Here is a 15497-nt window from a genome sequence, read left to right as displayed (position 1 = left end):
CCAACTTTTCCGCTTAAAAGCCGAAAGAGCGGCCGATGATCTCCTTCATGATTTCGGTGGTTCCGCCGTAGATCGTCTGCACGCGGCTGTCCAGCCACGCCTTGGCCACCGGGTACTCCATCATGTAGCCGTAACCGCCGTGCAACTGCAGGCAGCGGTCGATGACCTTGTTCTGCAGCTCGGTCGTCCACCACTTGGCCTTGGCCGCGTCGACGACCGAGAGCTCCTTCTTGTTGAGCGCCAGGACGCACTTGTCCACGTAGTGGCGGGCGATCTCGACCTCGGTGGCCAGCTCGGCCAGCACGAACCGGGTGTTCTGGAACTTGCCGATGTTGCGGCCGAACGCCTGGCGGTTCTTGCAGTACTCGATCGTCATCTCCAGTACGGCTTCCGCCGCCCCCACCGCCACCACCGCGATCGACAGGCGCTCCTGCGGCAGGTTGTTCATCAGCTGGAAGAAGCCCTCGCCCTCGTTCGGGCCGAGCCGGTTGGACACCGGCACCCGGACGTTGTCGAAGAACAGCTCGGCGGTGTCCTGCGCCTTGAGCCCGACCTTCTCCAGGTTGCGGCCCCGGCTGAAGCCGTCCATGCCGCGTTCGACGACGAGCAGCGTGGTGCCGCGCGCGCCCTCGTCGGGGTCGGTCTTGGCGACGATCACGACCAGGTCGGAGTTGATGCCGTTGGTGATGAACGTCTTCTGGCCGTTGACGACGTAGTGGTCGCCGTCGCGGATCGCGGTCGTGCGGATGCCCTGAAGGTCGCTGCCCGCGCCCGGCTCGGTCATGGCGATCGCGGTGATCAGCTCGCCGCTGACGAAGCCGGGCAGCCAGCGCTGCTTCTGCTCCTCGTCGGTCAGCTCGACCAGGTAGGGGGCCACGACGTCGTTGTGCAGGCCCCAGCCGAGGCCGGACGCGCCGGTCCTGATGATCTCCTCGGTGATGATCGCGTTGTAGCGGAAGTCGGTGATGCCGGCGCCGCCGTACTCCTCGGGGACGGCGAAGCCGAACATGCCGATCTCGCCGGCCTTCTTCCAGACCTCACGGGGGACGATGCCGTCCTTCTCCCACTGGTCGTGGTGGGGGAGGACCTCGCGGGTCATGAACTCGCGGACGGTCTCCTGGAAGAGCAGGTGCTCGTCGTCGAAGAGGTCTCGCTGCATCTGTTCGCCTCCAACTCTGATGGATGGGCAACAGAATACGATTCTGTTACTCGGAGGTATACCCGCTTTCCCCACCGTACGGGGCGGCAATGGGCCCCCGGTAGATTCATCCCCATGTTGCATGGCCGGGGGGACGAGCAGACGGCCGTCGAGCGGCTGCTGGACTCGGCCCGCGACGGCGACAGCGGGGTCCTGGTGATCCGCGGCGAGCCCGGCGCCGGCAAGTCCGCGCTCCTTCGGCACGCCGCCGAGCGGGCCGGGGACCTGCGGACCCTGCGCGGGGCCGGTGTGGAGTCCGAGGCCGAGCTGCCGTTCGCCGCGCTCCACCTGCTGCTGCGCGGCGAGCTCGGCCGCCTGGACGCGCTGCCGCAGGCCCAGGCCGAGGCCCTGCGGGGCGCGCTGGGGCTGGGCGCGCTCGCTCCCGAGAACCGCTTCCTCATCGGGCTGGCCGTGCTCAGCCTGCTCGCCGAGATCGCCGGGGACGGCTCGCTGCTCTGCGTCGTCGACGACGCGCAGTGGGTCGACCAGGCCTCGCTCGACGCGCTCGTCTTCGCCGCCCGGCGGCTCGACGCCGAGGGCATCGCGCTGATCTTCGCCACCCGGGACGCCGCCGAGCCCGCCGGGCTGCCCGAACTCGTGCTGCGCGGCGTCGACCGCGCCGCCGCCACGGCGCTCCTGCCCGCCGACCTCGCGCCCGCCGTGCGCGAGCGCATCCTCGACGAGGCCGACGGCAACCCGCTGGCCCTGCTCGAACTGCCCGCCGTCCTCACCCCCGAGCAGCGGGCCGGCCGGCTGGCCCCCTACACCAAGATCCCGGTCGCCAGCCGGGTGCGGCAGGCGTTCCTGGGGCAGATCACCGCGCTGCCGGAGGCCGCCCAGCTCATGCTGGCCGTGCTCGCCGCCGACGACACCGGCTCGCTGGGCGTGGTGTTGCGCGCCGGTGAGGAGTTCGGGGCGGGGATCGGGGACCTGGAGAGCGCGCGGCGGGCCCGGCTCGTCGAGGTAGCCGGGCAGGAGGTGAGCTTCCGTCATCCGCTGATCCGGCCCACGGCCTATCAGAATGTGCCTCTGACGACGGCGCTGGCCGTACACCGGGCTCTCGCGGGTGCGCTCGACGGGCGCGAGCACGCCGACCGGCGGGCGTGGCACCTCGCGGCCGCGACGGCCGCGCCCGACGAGGACGTGGCCGCCGAGCTGGTGCGGGTCGCCGAGCGCGCGCAGACGCGCGCGGGCTATGCCGCCGTGGCCGCCGCCTACGAGCGCGCCGCCGAGCTCACTCCCGACCCCGACCTCCGTTCGGTACGGCTGGCCGCCGCGGCCGTGGCCGCCAGCGACGGCGGCCGGTTCGAGCACGCCGACCGGCTGGCCGACCGGGCCGGCGGCATCGGCGACCCGCTCGCGCTCGCCCACCTGCTCCAGGTACGCGCGCACGTGCAGGTGCAGCAGGGGGCCTATGCCGAGGCGGCCCGGGTGATCGTCGCGGGGGCCGGGCGGATCGCGCCGCTCGATCCCGAACGGGCCGCTTACCTGTATCTGGAGGCGATCCGCTGCGCCTGGTTCGGCACTGCGGCCGAGCCGGCGCTCCGGGCGGCGGAGCTGATGCCGCCGGTGGACGTGCCGCTGGTGGGCGGGGCGCTCGGGGTGGCGGCGATGATGGGCGGGCAGGTGCCGAAGGCGGTGGCGTTCATGGAACGCCTGCTTGTCGATCCCGATATTTCCGGACTGGGGATTCCGGGGCGGCTCTTCCTCGCGCAGGTGGCGCTGGCGGCCGGACGGCCCGCGCTGGCCGACGAGGTCGCCGCGCGGGCCGTCGCCGACTGCCGGGCGCGGGGGATGGACGGCTGGCTGATCGTCGGGCTGAACGCGCGGATGCAGGCCCTGGCCTGCCTCGGGCGCTACCGGGACATGATCGAGGCGCAGGAGGACGGCACGCTGCTGGTCGGCGACCCCGCGCTGCTGGACGGGCCGCTCGCGTTCGCCCACGCGGAGCTCGGAGACGAGGAACGCGGGCGGAGCGGGAGCGGAGCCGTGGGGGCGTGGGCTCTGGGGCGGCTGGAGCTGGCGCTCGGCCGGCCGGAGGCGGCGCTGAAGGCGATGGAGCCGGTGGCTGGCGCGGCTTATGCGCCGTTCTCCCTCTTCATGTTGCCGGATCGGGTCGAGGCGGCGCTGCGAGTCCGGGACACGGCGGCGGCCGAGACGCTCGCGGGGCGGTACGCGGAGTGGGCGCAGGCCGTGGGGCTGCCGTCCGCGCTGGCCGTCGCCGCCCGGTGCGCCGCGCTGGTCGCCGACGACGAGGAGCGGTTCGCGCTGGCCGTACAGTTGCATGAGGGTGGTGAGCAGCCGCAGGAGGAGGCGCGCACGCGGCTGCTCTACGGCGAGTGGTTGCGGCGGGCGCGCCGGCGGGCCGAGGCGCGCACGCAGCTGCGGGGGGCTTTGGCGGCCTTCGACCGGCTGGAGATGAGCCTGTGGGCCGAGCGGGCGCGCGCCGAACTGCGGCTCACGGGCGACGTCCCCGCGGCGCCGCGCCGCGCCGACGATCCGCTGAGCGTCCTGACCGCCCAAGAGCGCCAGGTGGTACGGCTGGCCGCCACCGGCGCCTCGAACCGGGACATCGCCGCCCAGCTGTACCTGAGCCCCCGAACGGTCGGATACCACCTGTACAAGGCGTATCCGAAGCTGGGGATCGCCGCCAGGTCGGAGCTGGCGGCGCTGGTGGCTAAGGCCTGAGCAGGCCGTAGAGGGCGTTGATCTTGGCCTGGTCGGCGATGAGCGGGAGCTGGTCGAAGCTGAGCTGCCACTCCGTCGTGACGCCCCACCGGTCGTCGAGCCGCTCGATGATGCCGAAGCTCATCTTCTGGCCGTGCTTGGGAGTGACCGTGCCGTACCACTCCACGTATGTGGAGTTACCCGCTCTGACCGCCTGGCCGGGCTTCAGCTGGAGTTCGCCGATCTGGGCGAAGAAGGCGTTCAGGTAGGCCAGCTTGCCCTGGGCCGTCCTGAGCGCGCGGCCGTCCAGGCCCGTGCCCTTGAGCGGCGCGCCGGTGAGCGGGGCGAGGAGGGCGGCGGCGTCCTTGCGGTTCCATGCCTGGCCGCGGGCCACGAGCGCGTCCGGGCTGATGGCAGGCCTGCGGCCCGTCTCAGCCGGGCCGGAGTCGGTCACGCCGGCGAACAGGTTGCGGACGGCGGGGTCGAGCTTCGTGAACCATGTGTACCGGTCGTAATAGCGGCGGCCCTGGACCACCTTGCCATCGTCGGTCATCAGGACGCGGTAGACGGCCGGGTAGGAGATCGCGTGGCCCTTGATCGTGACCTCGTTGGCCGCCTCGAACATCACCGCGGCGCCGTCGACGCCGATCCGCGTGCCGTGAAAGCGGAAGTCGGGGGCGAGGGTGAGCGACCCGGTGATCGCCCTTTCGATCTCCGCCAGCCCCTTGGTCGGGGGCAGTTCGGCGGCGGCCGGCTCCCAGAGGGTGGCGTCCTTGTCCCAGATGTCCAGATAAAGCGGGACTCGCGTGAGGGCGTCGGGCGCCTCCTTGCCGAACGCGACCTGCCGCTTGATGAAGCTGCAGGCGTTGGGGGAGACCCAGCCGATCGCGCTGTCGCACTCGCTGGGGGCGGTCCGGGCTTGGGCCGGGGCGCTCATCAGTCCCACCGCCAGCATCGCCCCGGCCAGCATCGCCGTCTTCTTCATCGCCGTCTCCTTCTCCTCCGCCCGGCCCAAGCGGCCCTGGCGAGACCGAAATTACGGAGATCGGTGAACACGGGAATCTGTCATCGTGACGGTAGTGACACGGCTTCATCACAAGTCACGGCCACTGCCACATATGGCCGCTTTCGCGGGCGTTCCAGCCCTAAGATCTACCGTTGGTATGCCTGGGTGATCGGAGTGACCCATGAGTCGGTGGCGTAAGGCAGTGGTTGCCTCTTCGGTCGGATTAGCGGCCTCCGCGGCTTTCGTGGTCGCGCTGTCCAGCCCCAGCCAGGCGGCCACGCTCAATGTGACCTACCGCTGCGTCGGCGGCGTCGCCGGCACGCTCCCGGTCGAACTCGAGGCGGGCGTCACCCCGAAGATCAACTCTGCGGGTCAGCTGGAGGTCGGCTGGTCGCTCAAGTACCTGGGCGATCGCCGGTTCGGCTCGCCCGGCTTCTTCGCCGAAGGCTCGCTGCTCAGCCTGGAAGGCGTCGTCGACATCACCGGCGCCTGGAACGGCTCGCTGCACCCCAAGGGTGGCAAGGAACAAGAACTGCTTGTCCCCGGCACCCAGATGACGCTGCCGGAAGGACTGTCGGACGCCGGTTTTGTGCAGCGGCCCGGGAAGATCCGGGTGAAGCCGGGCGCGCTCGTGGTCAGGTTCACGCCCGCGCAGGGCGAGGTGATGGTCAACAACCACCGGCCGGCGATCGAATACACCGGCGGCTGGTCGCGCATCACCACGGAGGAAGAGTTCGGCGACCACCTCAACGACCTGCACACCACCACCGCGGTGAACGAGGTGGCGAAGCTGGCGTTCACCGGCACCCAGGTTGAGTACATCGGCCGCCGCGAGCGTGACCTCAGCCCCATCCGGATCCGCATCGACGGGCAGCCGATCACCGACCCGCTCGTCGAGCCCGGCAAAGACGTCAACGGCACCCCGATGACCGGAACCAAGGCCAAGGAGGTCCTGTGGACCTCGCCCGAGATGGCCTACAAGCCGCACACCATCGAGGTTGAGAACACCGCGGCCGGACGCGCCTACCTCGACGCCTTCAAGGTGATCACCGGCGCGCTCCCCGAGCCGCCCAAGCACCACGAGGCGACCTGCACGATCACCAGCGGTGGCGGCAGCATCGACGTCGACGCGCCGGGCACGCCCAGCAGCCCGCCCCCGACGACACCCACACCGACCGGCACGCCGACCGGTACGAACAGCCCCACCAACACCCCGACGACCACGCCGCCGAACAACAACGGCGACAACAACCAGGACCCGTGGCACGTCGGTGTGGTGCCCGGCGCGGTGAAGACGCCGACGACACGTGCCTCCGCCTCGCCGACCACGACCCGCTTCATCAAGGCCCAGGTGGTCAAGACGCCCAAGGGCGGGGTGGACACGGGTGAAGCGCCCGCGGAGGCGACGGGCGGGCCGTACGGGCTGATCGCGGGTGGTTCGGCCCTGCTGCTGGTCAGCGCGACGGGCGGCTTGCTGGTACGGCGGCGCCGCGCCGCGCACGCCGGAGGAGCGAAGTGATGAGTGAGCGGAAGAAAGCCATGAACCGGGCGCTGCCCGGACTGCTGGTCGCCGGCTCGCTGGCCGGAGTGGTCGCGGTGACCGTAGGCGTGCTGCAGCTGGCCCCGAGAGTGGAAGGCGGCCCCGGCGGTGTCCTGGCCGGAGCCGCCGGCCCCCGCCAGGCCGGGAACGGCGAGCAGCCGACCCCGATCGAGATCCAGAACGCCGGCGCCTTCATGCTGTCGCCGACCGTGGGCCCGGGCGGCAAGGACGTTCCGCTGACCCCGGCCAGGCTGGAGGCCCCGCCGCCGCTGGCCGCCGTCCCGACCGTGGCCCCCATCCCGCCGGCGAAGAAGGCGACGAAGAAGGCCAGGCCGACGCGGATCAAGATCCCCAAGATCAAGGTGAACGCCCCGATCGGCGCCGTGGCCCTCGACTCCAAGGGCGCCCTGGGCGTCCCGTCCCTGGCGAAGCCGAACCTGACCGGCTGGTACCGCGACAGCCCCATTCCCGGCGGAATCGGCCCGTCGATCATCAACGGCCACGTGAACACCCGCAAAGGCCCCGCGGTCTTCAACCGCCTCGCGGAGCTGACCAAGGGCGACCCCATCTACGTGTACCGCTCGGACGGCAAGGTGACCCGCTTCACGGTGAGCGGCATCGAGCAGGTCAGCAAGTCCACGTTCCCGACGAACCGCGTGTACGGCAACACCTCCGACGCTCAGCTCCGCCTGGTGACGTGCGGCGGCGTCTACAACAAGTCGGCCCACAGCTACGCCGACAACGTCATCGTGTATGCGACCCTGTCCAAGAAGAAGGGTTGACCAGTTCTTGGTTCCGGTTTTCAGGTTTACAGGAGATTTACAGGGTCAGTTCGTACGATCTCAACCTAACCGTGACCAATCGCTGGAATCCTGGTACGCCTGTTGAACCTGCGCTGAAACGGAGATAGACAGTGCTGACGTCCAAGGCGCGGCGCCGCCTCGCCCAGAAGACTTCCGCCTTGGGGCTGGCAAGCACCCTCCTCTTCGTCGCCGGTTCCACCTTCCTCCAGGCGCCCGCCACAGCGGCACAGTCGAACATGACCTCGACCTGTACGGCCTCGACGACCACTGACGCCACGCTCAAGGTCCCGATCAGCACGAGCACCGGCGGTGAAAAGGGTCCCAAGACGGCCATCTTCACCTGCACTGCCGGCACGATCACGAACCAGTCGATCGAGGTCAAGCTCAGCACGACGGCGAGCACGGTCGCGCCAGGCGGCAGTTTCGACGTCACCTTGGACATCCCCGCGCTCACCCTGGCGACCACGCCCACGGCGGCTTCCACCTTGAACGTCGGCTGGACGCCCACTGTCTCCCCGAGCACCGCCGAGACCGGAACCAAGCCAGGCGGGGCCATCACCGCGCAGTCCCCGACGGTCCCGGCCAAGAGCGTGGCCTTCAAGATCACGGCAGCGACGACGGGCACGATGGTGGAGATCAAGCCGGGGTCGCTGAGCTTCACCATCGGCACCGGCACCGGGACGGGCACCGATATCATCGAGTACGACTGCGAGGCCACCGGCGACTCCAACTACCTGGGCGCGATCGACATCAAGGTGGTCCTCACGCCGCCTACCACTGCCACCGCCAACGCTGACGCCTCCATCAAGTGGGAGAGCACCGTCCAGACCACTGGCGATCCTTTGACGGTGCCCACCGGCGGCTTCACCACAGGGACCAAGGCGTTCGGAACCATCGCGGCGACCGGCGCAGGCGTGCCAGCCAGCGCCACTGGCGAGGGCACGATCTCCAGCACCACCGCCGGAAGCGCCTTTACCATCCAGACGATCACCGTCAAGGTCAAGCCGACGACGACCGGTGAAGTCACGCTCACGCCCGGCAACCTGGTCTTCGATACCTCCGCGACCGGAACGAAGCTCAAGTGTGTGCCTCCCGCCACCGGCCTGAAGACCTACAAGTTCACCGTCGGGGCGGGTAACGGCACCACGCCGACCCCGACGCCGACGCCGACCCCCACGACCACCACCCCCAAGCCCACCAAGACCACGACGAAGTTCGTCACCGAGACGCCCAAGGACAACAACGGGAAGGTCACCAAGACTCCCAAGGCCGGGGCGGACACCGGTGGCGGTGGGGACATGGGGCCTGACGGGCGGATGTTCATTCTCACCGGTTCACTGCTCATCCTGGCCGCGGGTGCCGGTGGGCTGATGGTCCGGCGGCGCGGGCTCAATCGGGGCTGAAGGTGACCGGGCAGGGTTCTCAGGGTGGCGGCGGGCTGCGGATCACGCTGATTCTCGCGGCCATCGCCGGGGTCGTGACGGTGGTGGCGGGGCTGCTGATCGTCGCGGGGTCGCCGCAGGAGTACGGGCTGGCCCGGGACAGTCTTGATCTTGGGGCGCAGCCGGACGGCAAGAACACCGGGGCGCCGCAGCAGGCGTTGTTCAAGGCGGAGCCCACGGTGCCGCCGCCCCTGCCGCCGATCAATCCGGCGCCCGCCATGCTGCCGTCCACGCCCAAGAGGATCGTGATCAAGCGGCTCGGCATCAACGCGCCCATCTCCTCGATCGGGCTGGACAAGCGGGGCGCCATCCAGGTCCCGTCGATCGACAATCCGAACCTGGTCGGCTGGTACCGGCACGGGCCGACCGCGGGTGAGGCGGGGCCGTCGGTGATGCTGGGGCACAAGGACACGCGGCGGGGCACCGCGGTGTTCAGCCGCCTGTACGAGATCCGCAACGGCGACACCATCGAGGTCAAGCGGCAGGACGGCGTGACGGCGGTGTTCACCGTGGGCGGCGTGGAGCAGGCGGCGAAGACGACCTTCCCCACCCAGCGCGTCTACGGCGATCAGGGCGACAACGCCCAGCTCCACCTGATCACCTGTGGCGGCTACTACAACCGCAACATCGGTCACTACACCGACAACATCATCGTCTACGCGACAATGACGAGCTCCTACAGAAGCTGAGGACACGCGCATGGGCTGGATGGCGAAGCGGCGACTGCGTACTGGCCCCACGGCGGCGGTGTCCGCCAAGCCGGATCCCGCCGAACTGCTGCGGATCGTGCAACTGGCCGACCCGGACGCCCGCGCGGACGGCGGTGACATCCTGGCCGCCGACACCAGGATCCACGCGGCCGTCGAGGCTGAGCCCGAGCTCGTGGGCGGCGAACTGGAAACGGTCTGGGCCCTTCGGGTGGCGGCCGAGGGGCCGCTGCCTTTCGACTACTTCGACCGTTACCTGGCCGAGGGCATCGCGTTCCGGCTGGGCGGGCTGGCGGTGTGCCGCGGTGAGGTGAGCGATCCGTCCGACGAGGACGTGCAGCGCGGCGCCGCGGTGATCCTCCCGGTACGGCCGGCCGACGAGGAACTGGCCGAGTTGCTCGACGCCGAGCCCGGTGAGGACGACGCCTTCGAGGGCGCCGGGTTCCGCGCGGTGGTGGTGCCCCTGAAGACGCGGCCGCCGGCCGTACGGGATCTGCTGCCTTTCGCGACGGAGCTGACGGCGGTGGAGTTGCGCGGCGACGACCTGGAGAAGGTCGGGACGCTGGCGCTGTCGCTGGCGGAGGGGCTGCAGGGCATCGCGGTGGACCGGTGGTGCTTCCGTATCGACGCCCCGGACGACCTTCTAGCTCCCGAACGCTGAACGCTCCGGGAAGTCGTGTGTATAGTTGTGTGTATGGCTCGAAGGAACGTCTACATCGACGATGAACTCGATGCGCAGCTCAAGCGGCATCGGAAGCTGAATGCCTCGGAGATTTTCCAGAACGCCGTCCGGGATGCCATCCTCGCCAGCGAGATGGACGACTATGTGGACGAGGTGGCGGCGGAGCTGGCCGACCAGGGGGTTACGGACGAGGAGTGGGAGGCCGCGAGGACGTATGCCCACGAGCTCATGGCCCGTGTCGACGTAGCGCACGACCCGGGCAGGATGGCCTGTTGACGTGCGACGCCTGATACTCGATTCGGGGGCGGTCACGTTTCTGGCGGACCGTACCCCGTCGGCGGTCGCTTTGCTGCGCCATCTGCGTGAGCGGGAGGTGTGGCCACCGGTGATCCCGTCGGTCGTGTTGGTCGAATGCCTGACCGGTAGCGCGGGCCGAGACGCCAAGGTTCTGCGCTTTCCGCCCGCTCGGAGCCCTCTGACAGATCTTCCGAAAGATCTCGCCAGACGGGCCGCAAGCCTGCGTACCAAGGCTCTCGCGAGCATGGCACGGGCAGACCGAAAGTCGTTGCCTTCGGCGGTGGACGCACTGGTGATCGCGTATGCCGAGGCGGAGGGGGCGGCACTGGTGCTGACCGGGAACGGCAAGGACCTGCGGCCGCTGGCCGAGCAGGCGCGTGGTGTTCGGGTCGCGGTGCTCGCGGAGGTGTTGAAGAAGGCGCGTGTCTGAGGTGGTTGAGGCCGGTTCGGGAGGTCCGTAGAGCATCGTTCTGTTGTAGTCTGCCCAGTAACCGAATATTGCTCGGTTTCATGGAGGGCACTGTGGCAGAGGCGTACATTGTCGGGGCGGTCCGGTCCCCGGTCGGCAAGAAGAAGGGCGGCCTTGCCACCGTCCACCCCACTGACCTGGCCGCGCAGACGCTGAAGGCGCTCATCGACCGCACCGGCGTCGACCCCGTCGCGGTCGAGGACGTCATCATGGGCTGCGTCATGCAGTTCGGACCGCAGAGCATGGACATCGCGCGCAACGCCTGGCTCAGCGCCGGCCTGCCGGAGACCACGGCCGGTGTCACGATCGACCGGCAGTGCGGGTCCTCGCAGCAGTCGATCCACTTCGCCGCGCAGGGTGTCCTGTCCGGCACCCAGGACCTCGTGGTCGCCGCCGGAGTGGAGTCGATGAGCGTCGTGCCGATGGGCTCGTCGATCACGGCGGCCCTGGAGAAGGGCATGCCGTTCCCCTTCGGCGAGATGTGGGTCGAGCGGTACGGCAAGCAGGAGATCTCCCAGTTCCGGGGCGCGGAGCTGATGTGCCAGAAGTGGGGTTTCACCCGCGAGCAGTTGGAGCGGTTCGCCTACGAATCGCACCAGCGCGCGGCCAAAGCCATCGCGAACGGGCACTTCAAGGACCAGATCGTCCCCGTCAACGGCGTGCACGACGACGAGGGCCCCCGCCCGGACTCGACGCTGGAGAAGATGGCGGGCCTGAAGACGCTGAAGGAGGACGGCGTGATCACCGCCGCCACCTCCTCGCAGATCTCCGACGGCTCCGGCGCGCTTCTCATCGCCTCGGAGCAGGCGGTCAAGGACCACGGGCTGACTCCGCGCGCCCGTATCCACCAGCTCGCGCTGACCGGCGACGACCCGGTGTACATGCTGACCGCGCCGATCCCGGCCACCCGGAAGGCATTGAAGAAGGCGGGCATGTCGATCGACCAGATCGACGTCACCGAGATCAACGAGGCGTTCGCGCCGGTCCCGCTGGCCTGGATCAAGGAGCTGGGCGCCGACCCGGCCACGGTCAACCCGAACGGCGGCGCCATCGCCCTGGGCCACCCGCTGGGCGGAACCGGCGCGATCCTGATGACCAAGCTGCTGCACGAGCTGGAGCGCACCGGCGGCCGGTACGGCCTGCAGACGATGTGCGAAGGCGGCGGCCAGGCCAACGTCACGATCATCGAGCGCCTGTAGAGCACGGCAGGACGCCGCCCCGGGGCACCGGCCCCGGGGCGGCGAACTCCTGGAATGATCTTGCGCATACTCAGCCCAGTTCTAGAGGGATCTCCGGGTAGCAAGATCGCGAAGGAGGTGCCTCATGTTCGGTGCCAGCAGGCGGCAGGTATTGATGGCGATGGGGGCGGTGCCGTTCCTGGCCGGTCCGCCGCCCGTCGACGGGTGTGTCGAGCTCACCCACAAGGGCCGCAAGATCAAGATTTGCCCGTCGGGGCACGAGATGCACGGCCTGCTCAACAGGTCGGTGTTCGTCGACGGCGTCGCGCTGGAGATCATGGAGCAGAACGGCAGGTTCATCAGCGAGCTGAATCTGTACTCCGGCCACCGCACGCTCAAGGGCGCGGCGATCGAGGCGGTCGAGCTGCTGCGCGGAGCCAAGCTGGTCGAGCGGCCACCGGCGCCGAAGGTGAAGCTGGAGCAGCCCGACTCCGGCGGCCGGCGCAGGGCGGCCCGCCTGCGCAAGAACGCCGCAGCGCTGAGCGCCGCCGAGAAGTCCGCGCTGGTGGACGCCTTCCTGCGGCTCAAGCGCAGCGGCGCCTACGACTACTTCGTCGACCTGCACCGCAGGGCCTTCGCCGAGCACGGGTGGAACGCCCACATGCACGCCGGTTTCCTGCCCTGGCACCGGGCGATGCTGGTGCACTTCGAGACTCAGCTGGGGGTGGCGCTGCCGTACTGGGACTGGACGGTGCAGCAGAGCGGCGGCGCGACGCCGTTCACCACGGACTTCCTCGGCGGCAACGGGCGTCAGGGGGACCAGCAGGTGATGGAGGGGCCGTTCGCCTTCCGCCACGGGCAGTGGCCGCTCAACGTCCGCGAGGACAACAGGGAGTTCCTGCGCAGGGAGTTCGGCGTAGGGGCGGACCGGCCGTCCGGCGCCGGGCTGGTCAGCCAGGCGATGGCCACCTCGCTCTACGACCAGGCGCCGTACGACTCCTCGGCGAGCGCCGGCTTCCGCAATCTCGTCGAGGGCTGGCCGGGCGGCCCGGTCATGCACAACCGGGCCCACGTGTGGATGGGCGGCAGCATGCTGCCCGCCTCGGCGCCGAACGACCCGGCGTTCTTCCTCAACCACTGCTTCGTGGACAAGCTCTGGGCCGACTGGCAGGCCCGGCACGGCTCGGTATCGCATTTCCTGCCGGGCGAGCTGATCGACGTGCCGGTGGAACCGTTCGGGAGCGAGGTCGGCTGGACGGTCACGCCGCGCCAGCTCCTCGACCACAGCCAGTGGTACACATACGGCGACGCCCCGGCCCTGTGACAAGCAGGGCCGGGGCGCCGGCGGTGTTCGCGCCCATGGCGTGGAGGCGCTTCAACTACCCATCCAGGTAGTGGCTCTTGGTGCTCCGACAGTAGGGGAGCGATCATTGAGGACGCAACGGGTTATCGGCCGACGCCTGGAGTCTCTCTCCCAGCGTGCGGATGTGCTCGACGAGTTCGGGCGGCTCGTGCGTCTCGAAGCGGAAGCCGAGCAGCCCCACCCACAGCGCCAGCTCGTCCAGGGAGTCCGAGCCGGTGCTGACCACGCAGGTGTGCTCGTCGATCGGCTCGATCGCGCCGGAGGTCGCGGTCATGCGCTCGCTCACGGCCGCGGCGGGCCCGTGGACGGTGAAGCGGCCCTGGTAGCGGTACGGGGCGCTGGCGATCCGCCGCGAGGTGTAGCCGGCCAGGTCGTCGGCGGGCAGCGGGCGGGGGGAGAAGCGCGGGCCGTTCGGGGTGCGAAGGGTGAGCCGGTCGACGCGGTAGGTGCGCCAGTCGCGCCGCTCGACGTCCCATCCGACCAGGTACCAGCGCCGTCCTGAATGCACCAGCCGGTACGGCTCCGCCGTACGCCTGCTCGGTGTGCCGTCGTGCGCGCGGTAGTCGAACCGCAGGCATTCGCGCGCCCACGCGGCGGCCGCGATCGCGGACAGCACGCCGGGATCCACCGCGGGACCGCCCAACGGCATCGGCACGGTCACTGTCTTGAGCGCGTCGACCCGATGCCGCAGGCGGGAGGGCAGCACCTGCTCCAGCTTGGCCAGCGCCCGCACGCAGACCTCCTCCAGCCCGGCCACGGTGCCCCCGGCGCCGGTACGCAGCCCGATGGCCACCGCTACCGCCTCGTCGTCGTCCAGCAGCAGGGGCGGCAGCCGCGACCCCGCGCCCAGCCGGTACCCGGGCGCGCCCGCGGTGGCGTTGACCGGGTAACCGAGCTCGCGCAGCCGGTCCACGTCGCGCCGGACGGTACGCATGGACACGCCGAGCCGTTCGGCCAGCTCGGCCCCCGACCAGTCCCGGTGGGTCTGCAGGAGACCCAGCAAAGAAAGCAGCCTCACAACCTAGGACGTTACCTGGCCTAGGCGATTTTTAGAGTCGTCCCCATGAAGCCCTTCTCCATCGACATCCCAGACGCCGACCTCGCCGACCTGCGCGAACGCCTGGCCCGCACCCGCTGGCCCGACGAACTACCCGGGACCGGCTGGTCCTACGGCGTCCCGCTCTCCTACGCCCGCGAGCTCGCCGGCTACTGGGCCGACGGCTTCGACTGGCGGGCCCAGGAAGCCGCGCTGAACGCCCTCCCGCAGTTCACCACCGAGATCGACGGACAGAACATCCACTTCGTCCATGTACGCTCCGCCAAGCCGGACGCCCTGCCGCTGATCATCACCCACGGCTGGCCCGGCTCGTTCGTGGAGTTCATGAAGGTCATCGAACCGCTGGCCCAGGACTTCCACGTCGTCGCGCCGTCGATCCCGGGCTTCGGCTTCTCCGGCCCGACCCGCGAGAAGGGCTGGGACCTCAAGCGGGTGGCCAGGGCGTGGGCGGTGCTCATGGAGCGCCTCGGCTACGAGCGCTACGGCGCGCACGGCACCGACACCGGCTCGGTCATCGCTCCGGAACTGGGCCGCGTGGCGCCGGACAGGGTGGTGGGCGTGCACGTCAACGGCGGCCTCGGCTTCCCGACGGGCGACCCGGCCGAGCTGGAGGGCCTGACGGAGCCCGAAAGCGCACGCATGGCGATTTATCCGGACACGGAGGCCCTCGGCTACGCCATGATCCAGTCGACCCGGCCCCAGACCCTCGCCTACGGCCTGCACGACTCCCCGGCCGGCCAGCTCACCTGGATCGCCGAGAAGTTCCACGAGTGGGCCGGCGTGGAAGTGGACCGCGATCAGCTTCTCACCAACATCAGCGTCTACTGGTTCACGGGTACGGCAGGCTCGGCGGCCCGCATCTACAAGGAGGGCGCCGCGGCCTGGGGCGGGCAGAGCCCGTACTCGGGAGTGCCGCACGGCGTCGCCGTCTTCCCCGGCGACACCGGCGTGCGGCGCATCGCCGAACGCGAGCACAAGGTCGTGCACTGGGCGGAGTACGACCGGGGCGGCCACTTCCCCGCCATGGAGGTGCCGGACGTGCTCGTCGCCGACCTGCGCACATTCTTTCTCTGACCAAGAACGCTTCG

14 protein-coding genes are annotated in these 15497 nt (G+C 69.9%); 11 read left to right on the top strand and 3 right to left on the bottom strand.

The genetic code is table 11. The features are described 5' to 3' along the window. Positions 1-13 precede the first annotated feature (13 nt). On the bottom strand, positions 14-1159 hold the full coding sequence (locus ACIBI5_RS50150) for an acyl-CoA dehydrogenase family protein (protein ID WP_379614645.1): 1146 nt from the start codon (positions 1157-1159) through the stop codon (positions 14-16). A gap of 114 nt (positions 1160-1273) precedes the next feature. Between ACIBI5_RS50150 and ACIBI5_RS50145 the strand changes: the two genes are divergently transcribed. After that, entirely contained in the window at positions 1274-3886 is a 2613-nt protein-coding gene (locus tag ACIBI5_RS50145; protein ID WP_397258250.1) for an AAA family ATPase, read from the top strand. Here the strand turns inward: ACIBI5_RS50145 and ACIBI5_RS50140 are convergent. Continuing rightward, the gene (locus ACIBI5_RS50140) at positions 3876-4850 is read right to left on the bottom strand and encodes a nuclear transport factor 2 family protein (protein WP_397258248.1); all 975 of its coding nucleotides are present in this window, start codon (positions 4848-4850) and stop codon (positions 3876-3878) included. The two genes, ACIBI5_RS50145 and ACIBI5_RS50140, sit on opposite strands and share 11 nt — an antisense overlap. A gap of 223 nt (positions 4851-5073) precedes the next feature. Between ACIBI5_RS50140 and ACIBI5_RS50135 the strand changes: the two genes are divergently transcribed. The 9 genes from ACIBI5_RS50135 to ACIBI5_RS50095 all read left to right on the top strand — a co-directional run bounded on the left by ACIBI5_RS50135 (position 5074) and on the right by ACIBI5_RS50095 (position 13313). Next, a complete protein-coding gene (locus ACIBI5_RS50135; protein WP_397258246.1) occupies positions 5074-6390 on the top strand; it encodes a hypothetical protein in 1317 nt (438 codons plus the stop codon). After that, on the top strand, positions 6390-7193 hold the full coding sequence (locus ACIBI5_RS50130) for a class F sortase (RefSeq protein ID WP_397258244.1): 804 nt from the start codon (positions 6390-6392) through the stop codon (positions 7191-7193). The genes ACIBI5_RS50135 and ACIBI5_RS50130 overlap by 1 nt, the downstream gene beginning before the upstream one ends. 131 nt (positions 7194-7324) lie before the next feature. Continuing rightward, the gene (locus ACIBI5_RS50125) at positions 7325-8617 is read left to right on the top strand and encodes a hypothetical protein (protein WP_397258242.1); all 1293 of its coding nucleotides are present in this window, start codon (positions 7325-7327) and stop codon (positions 8615-8617) included. 2 nt (positions 8618-8619) lie between these two features. Then, complete coding sequence (locus ACIBI5_RS50120) at positions 8620-9345, top strand: class F sortase (RefSeq protein ID WP_397258240.1); 726 nt, start codon at positions 8620-8622, stop codon at positions 9343-9345. A 10-nt stretch (positions 9346-9355) separates the two neighbouring features. Next, on the top strand, positions 9356-10024 hold the full coding sequence (locus tag ACIBI5_RS50115) for a hypothetical protein (RefSeq protein WP_397258238.1): 669 nt from the start codon (positions 9356-9358) through the stop codon (positions 10022-10024). Positions 10025-10057: 33 nt separating this feature from the next. Further along, on the top strand, positions 10058-10321 hold the full coding sequence (locus ACIBI5_RS50110; protein WP_397258236.1) for a hypothetical protein: 264 nt from the start codon (positions 10058-10060) through the stop codon (positions 10319-10321). Position 10322: 1 nt separating this feature from the next. After that, positions 10323-10772: a hypothetical protein gene (locus ACIBI5_RS50105; RefSeq protein WP_397258234.1), complete on the top strand. Its 450-nt coding sequence runs from the start codon at positions 10323-10325 to the stop codon at positions 10770-10772. Between the two features lie 92 nt (positions 10773-10864). Then, on the top strand, positions 10865-12010 hold the full coding sequence (locus ACIBI5_RS50100) for an acetyl-CoA C-acetyltransferase (RefSeq protein WP_397258232.1): 1146 nt from the start codon (positions 10865-10867) through the stop codon (positions 12008-12010). A 124-nt stretch (positions 12011-12134) separates the two neighbouring features. Then, positions 12135-13313, top strand: coding sequence for a tyrosinase family protein (locus ACIBI5_RS50095; protein WP_397258230.1), 1179 nt, complete (start codon positions 12135-12137; stop codon positions 13311-13313). A gap of 103 nt (positions 13314-13416) precedes the next feature. Here the strand turns inward: ACIBI5_RS50095 and ACIBI5_RS50090 are convergent, their stop codons facing one another. Beyond that, a complete protein-coding gene (locus ACIBI5_RS50090; protein WP_397258228.1) occupies positions 13417-14370 on the bottom strand; it encodes a helix-turn-helix transcriptional regulator in 954 nt (317 codons plus the stop codon). Between the two features lie 45 nt (positions 14371-14415). Between ACIBI5_RS50090 and ACIBI5_RS50085 the strand changes: the two genes are divergently transcribed. After that, positions 14416-15483 (top strand): epoxide hydrolase family protein, encoded by a 1068-nt coding sequence (locus ACIBI5_RS50085; protein WP_397258226.1) that lies wholly within the window; start codon positions 14416-14418, stop codon positions 15481-15483. The last annotated feature ends 14 nt before the right edge of the window (positions 15484-15497 follow it).

The organism is Nonomuraea sp. NPDC050540, from assembly GCF_044457485.1.
In the GTDB taxonomy this organism is placed as follows: domain Bacteria; phylum Actinomycetota; class Actinomycetes; order Streptosporangiales; family Streptosporangiaceae; genus Nonomuraea.
This window is presented reverse-complemented; position numbering and strand designations above follow the sequence as displayed.

Excerpts from the sequence above, each read along its gene's own strand:
- ACIBI5_RS50150 (WP_379614645.1), bottom strand. The coding sequence starts at position 1,159 with ATGCAGCGAGACCTCTTCGACGACGAGCACCTGCTCTTCCAGGAGACC.
- ACIBI5_RS50145 (WP_397258250.1), top strand. The coding sequence starts at position 1,274 with ATGTTGCATGGCCGGGGGGACGAGCAGACGGCCGTCGAGCGGCTGCTG.
- ACIBI5_RS50140 (WP_397258248.1), bottom strand. The coding sequence starts at position 4,850 with ATGAAGAAGACGGCGATGCTGGCCGGGGCGATGCTGGCGGTGGGACTG.
- ACIBI5_RS50130 (WP_397258244.1), top strand. The coding sequence starts at position 6,390 with ATGAGTGAGCGGAAGAAAGCCATGAACCGGGCGCTGCCCGGACTGCTG.
- ACIBI5_RS50115 (WP_397258238.1), top strand. The coding sequence starts at position 9,356 with ATGGGCTGGATGGCGAAGCGGCGACTGCGTACTGGCCCCACGGCGGCG.
- ACIBI5_RS50110 (WP_397258236.1), top strand. The coding sequence starts at position 10,058 with ATGGCTCGAAGGAACGTCTACATCGACGATGAACTCGATGCGCAGCTC.
- ACIBI5_RS50095 (WP_397258230.1), top strand. The coding sequence starts at position 12,135 with ATGTTCGGTGCCAGCAGGCGGCAGGTATTGATGGCGATGGGGGCGGTG.
- ACIBI5_RS50085 (WP_397258226.1), top strand. The coding sequence starts at position 14,416 with ATGAAGCCCTTCTCCATCGACATCCCAGACGCCGACCTCGCCGACCTG.